We start from the raw sequence: 15,713 nt of genomic DNA on the forward strand, positions 1-15,713 counted from the left end.
GGTCAATCCTGGGCATCGGCCGCCAGTTGCAGGACGAGTTGCTGCGAGGCCTTGCCGTCGCCATCTTCATCGTTCTTCGACCCCTTGCCACCGCGCTTGCCTTCGACGGCATCGAGATAATGTTCGTCGATGTCGCCGGTGATGTAGCAGCCATCAAAACAGGATGCGTCGAACAGCGTGAGGTCGGCCCGCAACGAGGTAACCGACTCCTTGAGCGCCTCGATGTCCTGGTACACCAGTGCATCGGCCCCGATCTCGGTGGCGATTTCGTCACCGGTGCGCCCGGTGGCGATCAATTCGGCCCGGGTCGGCATGTCGATGCCATACACATTGGGGAAACGCACCGGCGGCGCGGCCGAAGCAAAGTAGACCTTGACCGCACCGGCGGCACGCGCCATGTCGACAATTTCGCGACTGGTCGTGCCACGGACGATGGAGTCATCGACCAACAGGACACGTTTGCCCTTGAATTCCTGGCCGACGGTATTGAGCTTCTGACGCACCGACTTCCGGCGCATGGCCTGACCGGGCATGATGAAGGTACGACCGACGTAGCGGTTCTTGACGAAGCCTTCACGGAACGGAATGCCCAGCGCCTGGGCCAGTTGCATGGCGGATGGGCGGCTTGAATCGGGAATCGGAATGACCACGTCGATCTCTTCAACGGGGATATGCTTCTTGACCTTCTCGGCCAGCATTTCGCCCATGGCCAGACGTGCTTCGTAAACCGACACACCGTCAATGACCGAATCCGGGCGGGCCAGATAGACGTATTCGAAAATGCACGGCGCGTACATCGGCTGCTGCGCGCACTGGCGGCTGTGGAACTGGTAATTGAAGTCGATGAAAACCGCCTCACCTGGCTCGATGTCGCGCACCATCTTGAAGCCCAGGGTATCGAGGGCAACCGACTCGGACGACACGAGATACTCCATGCCTTCAGGCGTTTCATTCTGGCCATAGACGAGCGGCCGGATGCCGTGCGGATCGCGGAAGGCAAGCAGGCCGTAACCGGCGATCAGGACGACAACAGCGTAGGCCCCACGGCAACGGCGATGGACGCCGCCAACGGCCTGAAAGATGGCGTCGACGTCTAGCTCGTAACCATGCGCCGCCGACTGCAGTTCGTGGGCGAGGACGTTTAACAGGACTTCCGAATCGGAATTGGTGTTGATGTGCCGGCGGTCAAGGCGGAACATTTCGCCCTTGAGCTGTTCGGCATTGGTCAGGTTGCCGTTGTGGCCCAGACACAGGCCGAAAGGCGAATTGACGTAGAACGGCTGGGCCTCGGCAAAGTTGTAGGCCGAACCGGCGGTCGGGTAGCGAACGTGGCCGATACCGCAGTTGCCAGGCAGCGCCCGCATGTTGCGCGTGCGGAAGACGTCGCGGACGAGTCCCGGCCCCTTGTGCAGGTGAAACGTGTTGTTCTCAGCCGTGGCGATCCCCGCCGCATCCTGGCCGCGGTGCTGAAGCACCATCAAGCCATCGTAAAGCAGCTGATTGACCGGCGTTGTCGCCATTACACCCAGAATCCCGCACATAGTATTTCCTGCCTAGCTAAATCGAATTCGTTTTGCCAAATCGTCGGGCAACCAGGGTTTGGCTGCCATGACGACCGTTTCCAGCGGCGCCGCCAGCGTCGCATCCTGCCACCACGACTGGGTCGGCGCCGAGGTCATTCCCCCCAGTCCGACCAGCACCATGCATACCAGCACCCCGCGCACCAGCCCGAAGAGCATGCCAAGCAGTCGATCCGACACGGACAGACCCAAGGCTTTGACCATGCTGCGCACCACCATATTCAACAGCGACATCGCCACCAGCACACCGACAAATATCACCACACAACCCGCCAGGGTCCGCAGCGCCGGATCACTCAGGCCGGCGAACAACGACCGCCCGACTGGCGCGCCAAACTCAATGGCCGCAAAAATCCCCAGTCCCCAGGCGACCAGCGAGATCACTTCGCCGACCACGCCACGCCACACGCCAAACAACAGCGACAAACCGACAATGGCGATCACCACATAATCAAAACCGGTCATGGCTTGGCCGCAACGACTCCGCTCACACCGATCCGCTTCATCTTGTCCAACGCCTTGTCGGCCGCCTCACGACTGGCGAAGGGGCCGGCCCGCAAACGCGTCTTCTTGCCCTGCGGCGTCTCGAGCGGCTCGCTGAAGGTCTTGATCCCTTCCTCGGTCAACTTGGACTTGAGCAGCCTGACATTGGCCTCATTGGCGAAGGCACCGATGAGCACCAGGTATTCGCCGCCTTTGGCCGCCGGCTTGGCTTCAGCCGCCTGCCCCGCGAGAATGGCGGCAGCCCGCTTGGCATCATCGGCCTTGGGCTTTTCCACCGGCTTTTCCGGGGCCTTGGAGGCCGGCTTTTCCGGCGCTTTTTCCGGCTTGGCGACCGCCTTCTCAACCAGCTTCTCGGCGGCGACAGTCTCCTTGGAGACCTCCACCACGCGTGCCGTCGGCTTCACGACGGGTTCAGCAACCGCAGCCACTGGTGCCTCAACCGGCTTCGCGGCCGCTTTTTCAACGGGCGCGACGGCAAATTTCGGGGCAAATGGCTTTTCATCCTGGCCCGGAATACGGATTTCGACATCCTGCACGGTCTGGCGTGGCTCGTGATCCATCACCATGGGCAGCACTACTGCCACCACGGAGACGAAGAAAACCGCCCCGACCAGACGGCGGCGGGCGCGTTTCTTGAGTTGCAACTGGGCGTCGTTGTCTTCCATGACTAGTAGCCTGCCCCGCAGATTGCGGAACAAAATGAAAAAGAAAGATTTGCGTTTCTGGCTAGGCGCGAACCACAGCGATAGCCGAAGCTATCGCGAGGATGAGCAACAACGCCAGAAGCGCAAAGTCGAGTTTTCATGATTCGTTATCAGTGGTGCAGGCTACACGGGCTTTTTCCGAAGCGTTTCGAGCGCCCCGGCTACCGTGTAGAAGGATCCAAAGGCGAGGATTCTATCACTTTCAGCGGCCTGCCCCTTGGCTGCTTGCATGGCAAGCTGCGGCGAAGCATGGCAAATCACCTCACCACCGAGCGCCTGCTCGGCAATGATGCCAGCCAGCGTCTCGGCGCTCGTCCCGCGCGGCCCGGCCAGCGTCGCCAGGTGCCAGACATCGATCTTGTCCTTGAGGGGGGCCAGCGCGCCGACGATATCCTTATCACTCAGCATGCCGAGCACAGCCAGGGTCTGGTTGAAAAACCCCATCCCCGAGAGATTGTCGGCCAGCACCCGAATGGCCTGTGGATTGTGGCCGACATCGAGGACGATGGCGGGCTTGCCGGGAACCACCTGAAAGCGTCCGGCCAGTTCTGTTTCGATCAGACCCGGACGAATCGCCTGCATGGTCACCGGCAACTTGTCACCCAGCGCATCGAGCGCCGCCAGGGCAACCGCGGCGTTGTGCAACTGGGTCGGCCCACGCAGGCCCGGATAAGCCAGGGTACGCTTGATCAGCTGTCCGCCGGAACGGCACCACCAACGCCATTGCAGGCGATTTTCACTGGTTTCGGCGGCCGGCCGCTCAAATCCAAAATCGCGGCCGATCAGTCGCAAATCGGCACCGATAGCGGCAGCGTGATCGAGCAGGGTTTTGGGCGGTTGCGGATCGGCACACAGAGCGGGCTTGCCGCTCCGAAAAATACCGGCCTTTTCAAAACCGATACTGTCGCGATCCGGACCGAGCCAGTCGGTGTGATCCAGGGCCACGGTAGTAACGACGGAAACATCGGGCTCGTAGGCATTGACCGCATCAAGTCGGCCACCGAGGCCAACCTCGAGAATGGCGGCCTCGACGCCGGCCTCGGCAAAAACCTCCCAGGCCGCCAGAGTGCCAAATTCAAAATAGGTCAGCGCGACGTTTCCCGCCTTGATTCGCGCCGCTTCGACACGGGCAAAGGCGGCGCACAGCGCTGTATCACTGACCGATTTGCCATTCAGGCGAACCCGCTCGTTGTAGGCCATGAGGTGCGGCGAGGTGTAGCAGCCAACCTTGTAGCCAGCACGATCAATGATGGTTTCAAGATAGGCGCAGGTCGAACCCTTGCCGTTGGTGCCGCCGACGATGATGACCGGGCAGTGCTGGGCCTGCCCGAGCGCCGCCTTGACCAACCGGATACGGTCAAGCCCCAGCTCGATGCCGGCCTGACCTTTCGGGTGCAGGCCTTCGAGATGGGCCAGCCAGTCTTGTAGCGTCATTAAATGTCAGTTTTCGGTCAGCAGTGGCCAGTCGCTCGTGGCTTGCTCAAGGCAAACAAGGAGCGACCAGACACTGACAACGCCCTCAAGCAGCAACCGGCAGCTTGAGCAACAGCGCCATGACACGGGCCACCTGGTCGCGCAGTTCGCGACGGTCGACAATCATGTCGATGGCACCCTTTTCCATGATGAACTCGGAACGCTGGAAGCCTTCCGGCAGGGTTTCACGCACCGTCTGCTCGATAACGCGGGGACCGGCAAAGCCGATCAGGGCCTTGGGTTCGGCGATGACCACGTCGCCGACGAAGGCAAAGGAGGCGGAAACGCCACCCATGGTTGGGTCGGTGAGGATCGAGATGAAGGGCAGGCCGGCTTCCGAGAGTTTGGTCAGGGCAGCCGTCGTCTTGGCCATCTGCATCAGCGAGAACAGGCCTTCCTGCATGCGGGCACCACCGGAGGCGGTAATGCAGATGAAAGGCATCTTCTGCTCAACGGCAGCCTGCACGCCGCGAACAAAGCGCTCGCCGAGGACCGAACCCATCGACCCGCCCATGAAATCGAACTCGAACGCCGCCGCAACAACCGGCATGGTTTTGATGGCGCCCTGCAGGACGACCAGCGAATCGCTTTCGCCGCTCGACTCGTTGGCATCCATGAGGCGATCGGGGTAACGCTTGGAGTCCTTGAATTTGAGGCTGTCCACCGGCAGCACTTCGGCACCGATCTCGTAGCGGCCTTCCGGATCAAGCAGGAGATCAAGGCGCTGACGGGCATTGACGCGGTTGTGATGGCCACACTTCGGGCAGACCTGCAGATTGTTCTCGAGATCGGTCGCGTAGAGCACCGCCTCGCAGGACGGACATTTGCTCCACAGGCCTTCAGGCAGGTTGCCGCGGCGCTGGGCGCCTTGTTCGCGCTTGATCTTGGGGGGCAGCAGTTTGGTCAGCCAGCTCATTTTTTCACCTCATCCACACCGCGACGGATGTCTGCAACCAGCGCTTTCACATTGGCACAGGCAGTTTCCGCCGTCGATTTTTCAATTTCTTCAATAATCCGGCTACCCACCACGACGGCGTCGGCAATGCCGGCGATACGGGCAGCAGTCGATGCGTCACGGATGCCAAAACCGACACCGACCGGCAGACCGGTTTTTTCACGAATCAGCGGCAGGCGTTCTGCCACCGCGTCGACATTCAAGGCGCCGGAACCGGTGACGCCGGCCAGCGACACATAGTAAACATAACCACTGGCGATTTCGGCGACCTGGGCGATACGCTCGGCATTCGAGGTCGGCGCCAGCAGGAAAATCGGATCCATGCCCTGCGCCTTCATGGCCGAGCCGAAAGCGGCAGCTTCTTCGGGCGGGTAATCGACGACCAGGACGCCATCGACACCAGCCTGCGCGGCCGCAGCGGCGAACTTCTCAAGGCCCATTGCCTCGATCGGGTTGGCGTAGCCCATCAGGACAACCGGGGTCGTGCCGTCTGTTTTGCGGAAGTCGACGACCAGTTGCAGCACCTTGCGCAGCGTCATGCCCTTGGCCAGGGCGCGTTCCGAGGCGCGCTGAATGGTCGGGCCATCGGCCATCGGGTCGGAGAAAGGAACCCCGAGCTCGATGACATCGGCGCCGGCTTCGACCAGCGTATGCATGAGCGGCAGGGTCAAAGCGGCATCGGGATCGCCGGCCGTGATAAAGGGAATCAGCGCCTTGCGGCCTTCGGCGTTGAGCCGGTCAAAAGCGAGTTTAATGCGCGACATCAGAAGACGATTCCCGATTTTTCGGCCACAGTGTGCATGTCCTTGTCACCACGACCCGAGAGGTTGACCAGCAGAATCTTGTCCTTGCTCATCGTCGGTGCCAGCTTGGCGGCGTAGGCCAGGGCGTGGCTCGACTCAAGGGCAGGGATGATGCCTTCGATGCGGCACAGGGTATGGAAAGCTGCCAGCGCCTCGGCATCCGTCACCGGCTGGTATTCGGCCCGGCCGAGATCCTTGAGCCAGGCGTGTTCCGGCCCGACACCGGGGTAATCGAGTCCGGCCGAGACCGAATGCGTCTCGATGATCTGGCCGTCTTCGTCCTGCAGCAGGTAGGTCCGGTTGCCGTGCAGCACGCCGGGAACGCCGGCGGTCAGCGAGGCGGAGTGGCGACCGGTTTCCATGCCGTCGCCGGCTGCCTCGACGCCGATCAGGCGAACGCCTTCAACATTGATGTAAGGGTAAAAGATACCCATCGCGTTGGAACCGCCGCCGACACAAGCGATCACTGCATCCGGCTGGCGGCCGGTCATTTCCGGCATTTGGGTCAGGCATTCCTCGCCGATGATCTTCTGGAAATCGCGGACCAGCATCGGGTAAGGGTGCGGGCCGGCAACCGTGCCGATGATGTAGAAGGTGTTGTGGATATTGGTCACCCAGTCGCGCATGGCTTCGTTGAGCGCATCCTTGAGCGTCTTCGAGCCTGATTCGACCGGCACGACGGTGGCCCCGAGCAACTTCATGCGATAAACGTTGGCGGCCTGCCGACGGACGTCCTCGCTCCCCATGTAGACGACGCATTCCATGCCGTAGCGGGCGGCGACCGTGGCCGTGGCGACGCCGTGCTGGCCGGCGCCGGTTTCGGCGATGACGCGCGGCTTGCCCATGCGCTTGGCCAGCATGGCCTGACCGATGCAGTTATTTACCTTGTGGGCGCCGGTGTGGTTGAGGTCTTCCCGCTTCAAATAAATCTGGGCACCACCAAGCAGATCCGACCAGCGTTTGGCGTGGTAGATCGGCGACGGACGACCGACAAAATGCTTCAGCTCGTATTCGTATTCGGCCCGAAAGGCAGGATCGACCTGCGCTGCGGCGTAAGCGGCCTTCAGTTCATCAAGCGCACCAAACAGCGTCTCGGCAACGAAGACGCCACCGTAGGGGCCGAAATGGCCCTTGGCGTCGGGGAAGTTATATTGACTCATCGGCTTTCCGTACAGCCGCCACGAAGGCAGCGATTTTCGAGTGATCCTTGAAACCCTTGCCCATTTCGACCCCGGACGAGACATCGACCGCCACCGGGCGCACACGGCGCACGGCATCGCCGACGTTTTCTGCGGTCAAACCGCCGGAAAGAACCAGATACAAGGGAAGATCAGGCGGAATCAGCGTCCAGTCAAAGACATGGCCGCCGCCACCGTAGCCCTCGACAAAGGCATCCAGCAACAGACCCCGGGCATCGGGAAACGCGCCGGCGAATTCTACCAGATCGAGCCCCGGCCTTACCCGTGCCGCCCGCAGATAGGGTCGCGAGAACTGCCGGCAATAGCTCGCCGCTTCATCGCCATGAAACTGCAGGACGTTTATGGGCAGCGCATCACAAGCAGCCTGGACGACCTCGGGGGCTTCGTTCACAAAAAGGCCGACGACATCGACAAAAGGTGGAATGCGCCGGGCCAGTTCAGCGGCGCGCTGCGGCGTGACATAACGCGGACTGGGTGGATAGAAGACGAAACCGATGGCATCGGCTCCCGCCGCTACCGCAGCATCGACATCCTCCTCGCGGGTCAGGCCGCAAATCTTGATGCGGGTTTTCATGTCAGCAATCCATCAAGAAAGTCATCATCGGGATCGGGCAGCCCCCAGTGTGCCTCGTAAATCGGCCCGCGAAAATAGAGGCCATCCGGCGAGAAGGTCGGAGCTGCCAGTTTGCGGTCCTGCATCTGGAGCAAGGCGCCGATCCAGTCCGGCGACTGCGCCCCCTTGCCGATATAAACCAGGCTACCAACCAGATTGCGCACCATATGATGCAGGAAGGCACTGGCCTCGAAATCGAAGACGAACATACTGCCGGATTGCCGCACTTCGGCCCGTGTCATGGTCTTGACCGGCGACTTGGCCTGGCAACCGGCGGCGCGAAAGGCCGAAAAGTCGTGCTCGCCGACCAGGCGGGTGCAGGCGTCCTGCATCACACCCAGTGCCAGCGGCACATGGCACCAACCGACCCTTCCCGCCCACAGGCCCGGACGTTGGGGCCGATTAAGCAGAAGATAGCGGTAACGCCGGCCACGGGCACTGAAGCGGGCATGAAATTCATCATCGACCGGCTGCGCCCAGCGCACTGCAATCCCCGCCGGCAGGTTGGAATTGACACCACGCACCCAGGCGCTAAGCGGTCGATCAAGCGCAGTCTCGAAATGCACGACCTGATGGCTGGCATGCACGCCGGCATCAGTCCGCCCGGCACACATGACGCCAACCGGCTGGCCGGCGATCTCGCGCAGCGCAGCCTCCAGTGCATCCTGCACGGTGCCGCCACCGGCCTGACTCTGCCAGCCGTGGAAGGCACTTCCGCAGTATTCGACGCCCAAAGCAATTCTCACCACCATGCCACTCCCATCAAACTCAGCGCTGATGCCGCCACCAGCAGGCTATCGCGAAGCCTCCATGGGGCCAGGGTGATGGGCAGAACGGTCTGGCCGCCCAAGTCCATCGGCTGGGCTGCCAGCATCTGCCGCCAGGCCCCTTTGGCGGGCGGCGTCTGAAGATTGTCGAGAACCAGCGACAGGCGGACGACGACCCGCTCAATATCGAGACCAAGCCGGCGCAGCGGCCGGAGCAGCCCCCACAGCCCACAGATCATGCCCGCGTGACCCAGGTGCAGGAACAGCCATGAGAGACAGGCCAGCATCGTCACCAGCCGGACCGCCTGCAGGTTGCCCTCAGCCATGCCTTCGTAGGTCGGCGCCCAGACCAGATCATGCAGGGCCTCGCCCGGCGTGTTGTAGGCGAGGATCAACCAGAGGGTGAGGAGTAGCCACCGGGCCCGCCAGATGTATCCCCGCCAGCGGACGGACAGACCCGGCGTCAGCACCAGCGCGGCAGCCAGCAACAGGCCGAGGCCGGCATAGCCGACGAACTGGATACCAAGTACCGCTGCCAGCCAGATGATCAATGCGCAAGAAGGATGCAAAACCGGGCTCCCAAAATGCACACAGCCCCTTGCGGGGCCATGTGCCGATCACAAGCCTGAATTCTACCCGCCTATTCGGCCGAGTATCGTACGCGCCTGTTCAACCAGATCAACCGAACCTTCGCCAAGCACTTCCTGAAGCAGTTCGCGAGCCCCTTCGAGATCGCCCATTTCTTCGTAAGCCTTGGCCAGATCGAGCTTGGTATTGACCTCTTCCCACTGCTCGTTGTGCGCCGGTGCTTCTGCCATCCCGGCATCAGCAGCCGGGGCGGCTGCGAAAGACGCCGGCTCGGCCGGAGCAACCTCGGCCGGGGCGGAAAGATCCAGATTGATCGAACCGATATCGAACTCCTGCGTGCCCATGGGCTGCCCCAGGAACATCGAATCCGTCAGCTTGACATCAAAATCGAGCGAATCTGCGTCAGCAGCACCGGAGCCAACCACGACCGTCCGGTCAAAGCTGTTGTCCTGAGCATCACCGCCGAAATTGAGCATATTGCCGTCCATCATGCTGTCGCTGCTGGCCATGCCGGTCACCAGGGTTTGCGTCATCGACGATGACTCATCCGGCACCGGCGCGAAGCCCTGCTGCTCATCCATCGGCAACGGCGCAAAGCTCTGCTGCTCATCCATCGGCATCGGATCGACGCCACCGGAAACGACCACAGTGCCTAGCCCGACATCCATGTCGTCAGCCATGTCGCTGGTCGACATCGGCATCACCAGCGTGCCCTCCGGCGAGAAGTCCGGCGCCGAAGCGTAAGAATCTTCGACCTGCACCGGCTCGGCAACATTCAGTTCAAGATCCATGTCCTGACTATTCAGGTCTTGCGGTGCCGGCACCGCCTCGTCCACCTGAACCAGTTCGTTACCCAGATCAAAATCGAGAGCATCCGGGTCGCTGCCGGTCACCACCGTATCGGTATAGGGATCAGCAGCAGCCGACAAGACCGGCGCACTTTCAGCCGGCGCCGGCTCGGTGCCCAAATCAAAGTCAAGGGTCAGCGCATCGGCCCCAAGGTCCATCGCTTCCGGCTCGGACTGTTCGACCTCCGGGGCATCGGCTTCACTCGGCAGAACCAGCGTGTCACGCTCGAATCCCTCGATCACTTCCGGCATCGGCTCGACGGCTTCTTCGACCGGAGCCGGCTCGGCCTCCGGCAAACTGGGCAGCGGCTCGGGCGAAGCTGGCGGAAGATCGACAGGCGCGGCAAAAACTGGCGCTTCCGGCGCTTCGTGAATGCCGGAGCCGGAATACAGCGGATTGTTCGGATCCAGTGCCGCACCCAACGCAGCGACCTTGGCCCAATCAGGACCGACACCGGCAGTCTGGGCGTACAGCTCACTGGCCAGCGTCTCGAACTGCTTGACACTCTGGCGATTGGCGTAAATTTCAAGCAGCTTGGCATGAATGGCCGTGCGCTGCGGATCCTTCTGGAGGGCCTCGAGAAGGATTTCCTCGGCCTGGGTGTCACGGCCATAGGCCATGTACACATCGGCCTCAGCCACCGGATCGACCTCGTCGGTATCAATGGTGCCCGGACCGGTCTGACTGAACTCGCCAGTCTGCGGCGGCACATTGCCGGTATCGATACTCTGGCCACCAGTCATGCGGAAAACAGAGTTGGGACCAAGGCTGGACGGCATCGGCAACACCGTCGTTTCGACCGATGCCTTCTTGGCACGACGGCGGCTGAACATGAAATACCCGGCCAAGAGGGCCAGGATGCCACCACCAGCCAGCGGCAGGGTGTCCTCAAGCAGCGAATCAGACTCACCCGGTTCGGGGGCCGGCGGCGGCACCTCGGCCTTGGGTGCAGGCGGCTTCGGAGCCTCGACCGGCTTCGGCGGCTCAACCGGCTTGACTGCCTCGACCGGCTTCGGCGGTTCGACCGGCGCGGCCGCCTCGGGGGCCTTCGGCGGCTCGACGACCTTCGGTGGTTCAACCGGCTTGGGCGGTTCAACTGGTTTGGCAACTTCGACAGGCTTGGGCGGCTCGACCGGCTTGACCACCGGCGCGACCTTCGGCTCTTCCTTCTTGGCCGGTGGCTGTTGCAGTTCGGCCAGCTTCTGGTTCTTCATTTCGAGAAGCTTTTGCAGGTCGGTCACGTTCTTTTCGAGGGTCTGCAAACGGCCCTGCGCTTCGTTGAGCGCCTTTTCCCGGGCAAGCTGTTCGGCCGTTTCGGCTGCCTTGGCGGCAACAGCCCCCTTGGCCGCAGCATCGGTACGCGCTACCTTGACCTGATCCTTGCTTTGCTCGGCCGGAGCAGCCTTCTCTTCGACCTTTGCGGTGATCTTGCCGGCGCTGGCCTGGCTCGCAGCAGCGTCAGCCGCCGGCGCCTTGGCCGTCGATGCCGCCAGCTTCTGGCGATAGTCGTTCCAGTCACGCGCCTGGGCGACGTAGATTTTTTTCGCTTCGGCCGGCGACACAGCCTCGACTGCCGATTTTTCGGGAATGCTGAGGATCGCCCCGGATTTGAGGCGATTGACGTTCTGGGCGACAAAGGCATCCGGATTATTCTGGAACAATCCGACCAACATCTGCTCGAGGGAAACCCCGTCATGCTTGGTCTCGGCAGCGATCTGATGCAGCGTGTCGCCTTGCTTGACGACCCGTGTCCCGGCGCTCTCCGGCTTTGCCTTCGGCTCGGCTACGGCCTTCGGTGCAGCTTTCGGGGCTGGCTCGGGAGCCTGCCGTGGTGCCGCCTTGACCGGGGCCGGCTTGCTCTCGCCGGCGCTACCACCGCCCCGCACCGTATCAACGATACGTGCTTCAGCAACCGGACGTGCAGCCTGCTGGGCCGTCATCTCGGGTGGATCAAGCAGGAAGGTGTATTCGCGGACGAGACGTCCGGCCGGCCAGTTCAGCTCAACCAGAAAATCGAGAAACGGTTCATTGATCGGCTTGACCGAGCTGACCTTGACGACCGACTGGCCACCCGGTCTTTTTTCGACGGCGAAGCGGAGGTCAAGTAGGACCGAGGCAAAATCGACACCGGCCTGCTTGAAGACATCCTGAGGAGCGAGACGAGCCGTCATCCCCCCCAGCTCCTCCTTGCTTGCCCCGATATCCAGCTCGGCCCGCAAGGGCTGCCCGATACCCGACAAGACCGTCAATTTGCCCAGGCCGGCGGCCTCTGCAAGCCACGGGGAAAGAGAAAGGCAAGAAGCAACAGCAAGCGCCGCAGCGCGTTTCTTGAACTTGGTATGTACTGTTCCGTTCACGGCAAAACCCTGAGCGTCAATTTTGGGACTTTCAAATTAACATCATGTACTTAGCAATGCAAGCTGAATTAGTTTCTCATTGCATGCGAATAGCATACGCCGGCTAAATAAAAAGCCGGGGAAACATCCCCGGCTTTTGGCAAAAATAGCCGCTGAATCAAGCGTCAAGCAAAATACGCAGCATACGGCGCAGTGGCTCGGCGGCGCCCCACAGCAGTTGGTCGCCGCAGGTGAAGGCGGCGAGGTATTCCGGGCCCATCGCCATCTTGTGCAGGCGACCGACGGGAACGGTCAGGGTACCAGTGACGGCGGCCGGGGTCAGTTCGCGCTCGGAGATTTCGCGATCATTCGGCACGACCTTGGCCCACGGATTGGCCTTGGCCAGCATGTCGCTGATTTCGTCGAGCGGGACATTCTTCTTGAGCTTGATGGTCAGCGCCTGGCTGTGGCAGCGCATGGCGCCGATGCGCACGCACAGGCCGTCGATGGGGATCGAGCCGGCCGAACGGAAGGCCGGCTTGCCGAGGATCTTGTTGCATTCGGCGCCGCCCTTCCATTCTTCCTTGGACTGACCGTTTTCGTAGGGCACGTCGATCCACGGGATGAGCGAGCCGGCGAGCGGCGTGTTGCGGAAGTTCTTCTTCGGGAAGGCGTCGGAGCGGATGGTCTCGGCGACCTTGCGGTCGATGTCGAGAATAGCCGAGGCCGGATCGGCCAGCAGGTCGGCGACGGATGCGTGAATCGCCCCCATCTGGGAAATCAGCTCGCGCATGTTCTGCGCGCCGGCACCCGAGGCTGCCTGATAGGTCATCGAGGTCGCCCATTCGATCAGGTCATTCTGGAACAGGCCACCGAGGCCCATCAGCATCAGGGACACCGTACAGTTGCCGCCGATCCAGTTCTTGCCGCCCTTGCCCAGCGCATCCTTGATGACATGCATATTGACCGGGTCGAGCACGATCACGGCATCGTCGGCCATGCGCAGCGAAGACGCGGCGTCGATCCAGTGACCGTTCCAGCCCGTGGCGCGCAGCTTGCCGAAGACTTCCTTGGTGTAGTCGCCACCCTGACAGGTGATGATGATGTCGCAGGCCTTCAGGGCATCAATATTGGACGCATCCTGCAGCGGCAGGGAAGCTTCCTTGCCGCCAAATGCCGGGGCCTTGCCACCGGCAGCAGACGTCGAGAAATAGACGGGATCGATATGGGCAAAATCACCCTCTTCGACCATACGTTGCATCAGCACGGAGCCAACCATGCCACGCCAACCGACCAGACCAACCTTCTTCATGACTCTCTCTCCGAATTTAAGCTTTATTTAACGCACCAATGCGTTTTTCGGTTTACGCCAACGCCGCCAGCACGGCGTCGCCCATTTCCTTCGTGCCGACCCGGTTGGTGCCGCGCTCGTAGATATCGCCAGTGCGATAGCCTTGGGACAGCACTTTCTTGACGGCGTTCTCGACACGCACAGCCTGATCTTCAAGGCCAAAAGTGTAACGCAGCATCATCGCCACGGACAGGATGGTGGCCAGCGGATTGGCCACGCCCTGACCGGCGATGTCGGGAGCCGAACCGTGTGACGGCTCGTACATGCCCTTGTTGTTGGCATCAAGCGAGGCCGAGGGCAGCATGCCGATCGAACCGGTCAGCATCGATGCTTCATCGGACAGGATGTCACCGAACATATTGCCGGTCACCATCACATCGAACTGCTTGGGGGCCTTGACCAGCTGCATGGCGGCATTGTCGACCAGCATGTGGCTGAGTTCGACATCGGGATAGTCGTGCGCAATCTCGATCATCACATCGCGCCAGAGCTGCGTCGTTTCCAGAACATTCATCTTGTCTACCGAGCACAGCTTCTTGTTGCGCTTCTGGGCGGCCTGGAAGGCGACATGACCGATGCGGCGGATTTCCGACTCGCTATAGACCATGGTGTTGAAGCCGACGCGCTCGCCGTTTTCTTCGCGAATGCCACGCGGCTGGCCGAAGTAGATGTCGCCGGTCAGTTCGCGGACGATCAGGATATCGAGGCCGGAAACCACTTCCGGCTTGAGGGTTGAAGCATTGGCCAGTTCCGGATAAAGAATGGCCGGACGCAGATTGGCGAACAGACCAAGATCCTTGCGGATACCAAGCAGGCCGCGCTCCGGACGAAGTTCGCGAGCCATGACATCCCATTTCGGACCACCAACGGCGCCGAGCAGAATGGCATCAGCTTCGGCCGTCAACTTCTTGGTCGCTTCCGGATAGGGGGTGCCCGTGGCGTCGACGGCACCGCCGCCGATCAGTCCTTCTTCAAGTTCCAGCTTGAGGTCGAGCGACTTGAGGACGCGCACGGCTTCAGTAACGATTTCGGGACCAATGCCGTCACCCGGCAGAACACAGATTTTCATGACAATTCCTTGCAATCCAGTGATTAGTTATGGGTCGCCAGTGACGACCGACTGCCTCAAGCAAACAGCCAGGGCTGACTGATACGGCGCTTATCTTCAAATTCGCGGATTTTTTCAGCATGACGCAGGGTCAGGCCGATGTCGTCCCAACCATTGATCAGGCATTCCTTGCGGAAAGCATCGATGGCAAAGGGAATACCATAGCCGTCCGGACGGACCACGGCCTGGGCCTGCAGATCAACCACCAGCTTGTAGCCCGGCGTCGCCTCGACCTGCGCGAAGAGGGCGGCGATTTCAGCCGCCGGCAGGACGATGGGAACAATGCCGTTTTTGTAGCAGTTATTGAAGAAGATATCGGCAAACGACTCGGCGATGATCGCCTTGAAGCCGAAATCGAGCAACGCCCAGGGGGCATGTTCACGCGAACTTCCACAACCGAAATTGGCACGGGTCAGGAGCACTTCTGCCCCGAGATAGCGTGGCTGATTGAGGACGAAATTCGGATTCTTCGGCCGCCCCGAGGCATCCTGCCCCGGCTCGCCGACATCCATGTAACGCCACTCGTCAAAGGCATTCGGGCCAAAACCCGAGCGCTTGATCGATTTAAGGAACTGCTTCGGAATGATCGCATCGGTATCGACGTTATTGCGATCAAGCGGCGCCACCAAACCTTCCAGACGAACAAATTTATCCATTACTCCACCGCTTTCTGCACAGCCTCGCCACCCTTCTTGAGCGCGCCACCAACTGCCTCACCGCCCTTTTGCAGGGCACCACCGACCACTTCGCCACCCTTCTGCAATGCCTCGCCGGTCTTTTCTGCGCCGATGGCGACATCCTTCTTGACACCTTGGGCGGTATTGCACGCGGCCAGAACCAGCACGGCGAGCACGACAAAAATTTTCTTCATGATCATCGCTCC

15 protein-coding genes are annotated in these 15,713 nt (G+C 61.3%); all 15 read right to left on the minus strand.

Annotated elements, in window-relative coordinates; all coding sequences use genetic code 11:
• Positions 1-2: 2 nt before the first annotated feature.
• Entirely contained in the window at positions 3-1,541 is a 1,539-nt protein-coding gene (gene purF, locus HYN24_RS11450; RefSeq protein ID WP_117609370.1) for an amidophosphoribosyltransferase, read from the minus strand.
• A gap of 12 nt (positions 1,542-1,553) precedes the next feature.
• The gene (locus HYN24_RS11455) at positions 1,554-2,045 is read right to left on the minus strand and encodes a CvpA family protein (RefSeq protein WP_117609371.1); all 492 of its coding nucleotides are present in this window, start codon (positions 2,043-2,045) and stop codon (positions 1,554-1,556) included.
• Positions 2,042-2,749: an SPOR domain-containing protein gene (locus HYN24_RS11460; RefSeq protein WP_117609372.1), complete on the minus strand. Its 708-nt coding sequence runs from the start codon at positions 2,747-2,749 to the stop codon at positions 2,042-2,044. Before HYN24_RS11460 ends, HYN24_RS11455 begins: the two co-directional genes overlap by 4 nt.
• Before the next feature lie 162 nt (positions 2,750-2,911).
• A complete protein-coding gene (folC, locus tag HYN24_RS11465) occupies positions 2,912-4,222 on the minus strand; it encodes a bifunctional tetrahydrofolate synthase/dihydrofolate synthase (RefSeq protein WP_117609373.1) in 1,311 nt (436 codons plus the stop codon).
• Positions 4,223-4,307: 85 nt separating this feature from the next.
• Positions 4,308-5,177, minus strand: a complete 870-nt coding sequence (accD, locus tag HYN24_RS11470; RefSeq protein WP_117609374.1) for an acetyl-CoA carboxylase, carboxyltransferase subunit beta — start codon at positions 5,175-5,177, stop codon at positions 4,308-4,310.
• On the minus strand, positions 5,174-5,980 hold the full coding sequence (gene trpA, locus HYN24_RS11475) for a tryptophan synthase subunit alpha (protein ID WP_117609375.1): 807 nt from the start codon (positions 5,978-5,980) through the stop codon (positions 5,174-5,176). Before trpA ends, accD begins: the two co-directional genes overlap by 4 nt.
• The gene (gene trpB / locus HYN24_RS11480) at positions 5,980-7,179 is read right to left on the minus strand and encodes a tryptophan synthase subunit beta (RefSeq protein ID WP_117609376.1); all 1,200 of its coding nucleotides are present in this window, start codon (positions 7,177-7,179) and stop codon (positions 5,980-5,982) included. Before trpB ends, trpA begins: the two co-directional genes overlap by 1 nt.
• The gene (locus tag HYN24_RS11485) at positions 7,166-7,792 is read right to left on the minus strand and encodes a phosphoribosylanthranilate isomerase (protein WP_117609377.1); all 627 of its coding nucleotides are present in this window, start codon (positions 7,790-7,792) and stop codon (positions 7,166-7,168) included. The genes trpB and HYN24_RS11485 overlap by 14 nt, the downstream gene beginning before the upstream one ends.
• Positions 7,789-8,583: a tRNA pseudouridine(38-40) synthase TruA gene (gene truA / locus HYN24_RS11490; protein ID WP_205421383.1), complete on the minus strand. Its 795-nt coding sequence runs from the start codon at positions 8,581-8,583 to the stop codon at positions 7,789-7,791. The genes HYN24_RS11485 and truA overlap by 4 nt, the downstream gene beginning before the upstream one ends.
• Entirely contained in the window at positions 8,574-9,167 is a 594-nt protein-coding gene (locus tag HYN24_RS11495; protein ID WP_162888712.1) for a CbiQ family ECF transporter T component, read from the minus strand. Before HYN24_RS11495 ends, truA begins: the two co-directional genes overlap by 10 nt.
• Positions 9,168-9,230: 63 nt before the next feature.
• Positions 9,231-12,392 carry a FimV/HubP family polar landmark protein gene (locus HYN24_RS11500; protein ID WP_117609379.1) on the minus strand — a complete coding sequence of 1,054 codons (3,162 nt, stop codon included), beginning with the start codon at positions 12,390-12,392 and terminating at the stop codon, positions 9,231-9,233.
• Positions 12,393-12,549: 157 nt separating this feature from the next.
• Positions 12,550-13,683 carry an aspartate-semialdehyde dehydrogenase gene (gene asd, locus HYN24_RS11505; protein WP_117609380.1) on the minus strand — a complete coding sequence of 378 codons (1,134 nt, stop codon included), beginning with the start codon at positions 13,681-13,683 and terminating at the stop codon, positions 12,550-12,552.
• Between the two features lie 52 nt (positions 13,684-13,735).
• Positions 13,736-14,791 (minus strand): 3-isopropylmalate dehydrogenase, encoded by a 1,056-nt coding sequence (gene leuB / locus HYN24_RS11510; protein WP_117609381.1) that lies wholly within the window; start codon positions 14,789-14,791, stop codon positions 13,736-13,738.
• 56 nt (positions 14,792-14,847) lie between these two features.
• Entirely contained in the window at positions 14,848-15,486 is a 639-nt protein-coding gene (gene leuD / locus HYN24_RS11515) for a 3-isopropylmalate dehydratase small subunit (RefSeq protein WP_117609382.1), read from the minus strand.
• Entirely contained in the window at positions 15,486-15,701 is a 216-nt protein-coding gene (locus HYN24_RS11520) for an entericidin EcnAB (RefSeq protein ID WP_117610348.1), read from the minus strand. Before HYN24_RS11520 ends, leuD begins: the two co-directional genes overlap by 1 nt.
• Positions 15,702-15,713 lie beyond the last annotated feature (12 nt).

This window comes from Dechloromonas sp. HYN0024 (assembly GCF_003441615.1).
Taxonomy (GTDB): domain Bacteria; phylum Pseudomonadota; class Gammaproteobacteria; order Burkholderiales; family Rhodocyclaceae; genus Azonexus.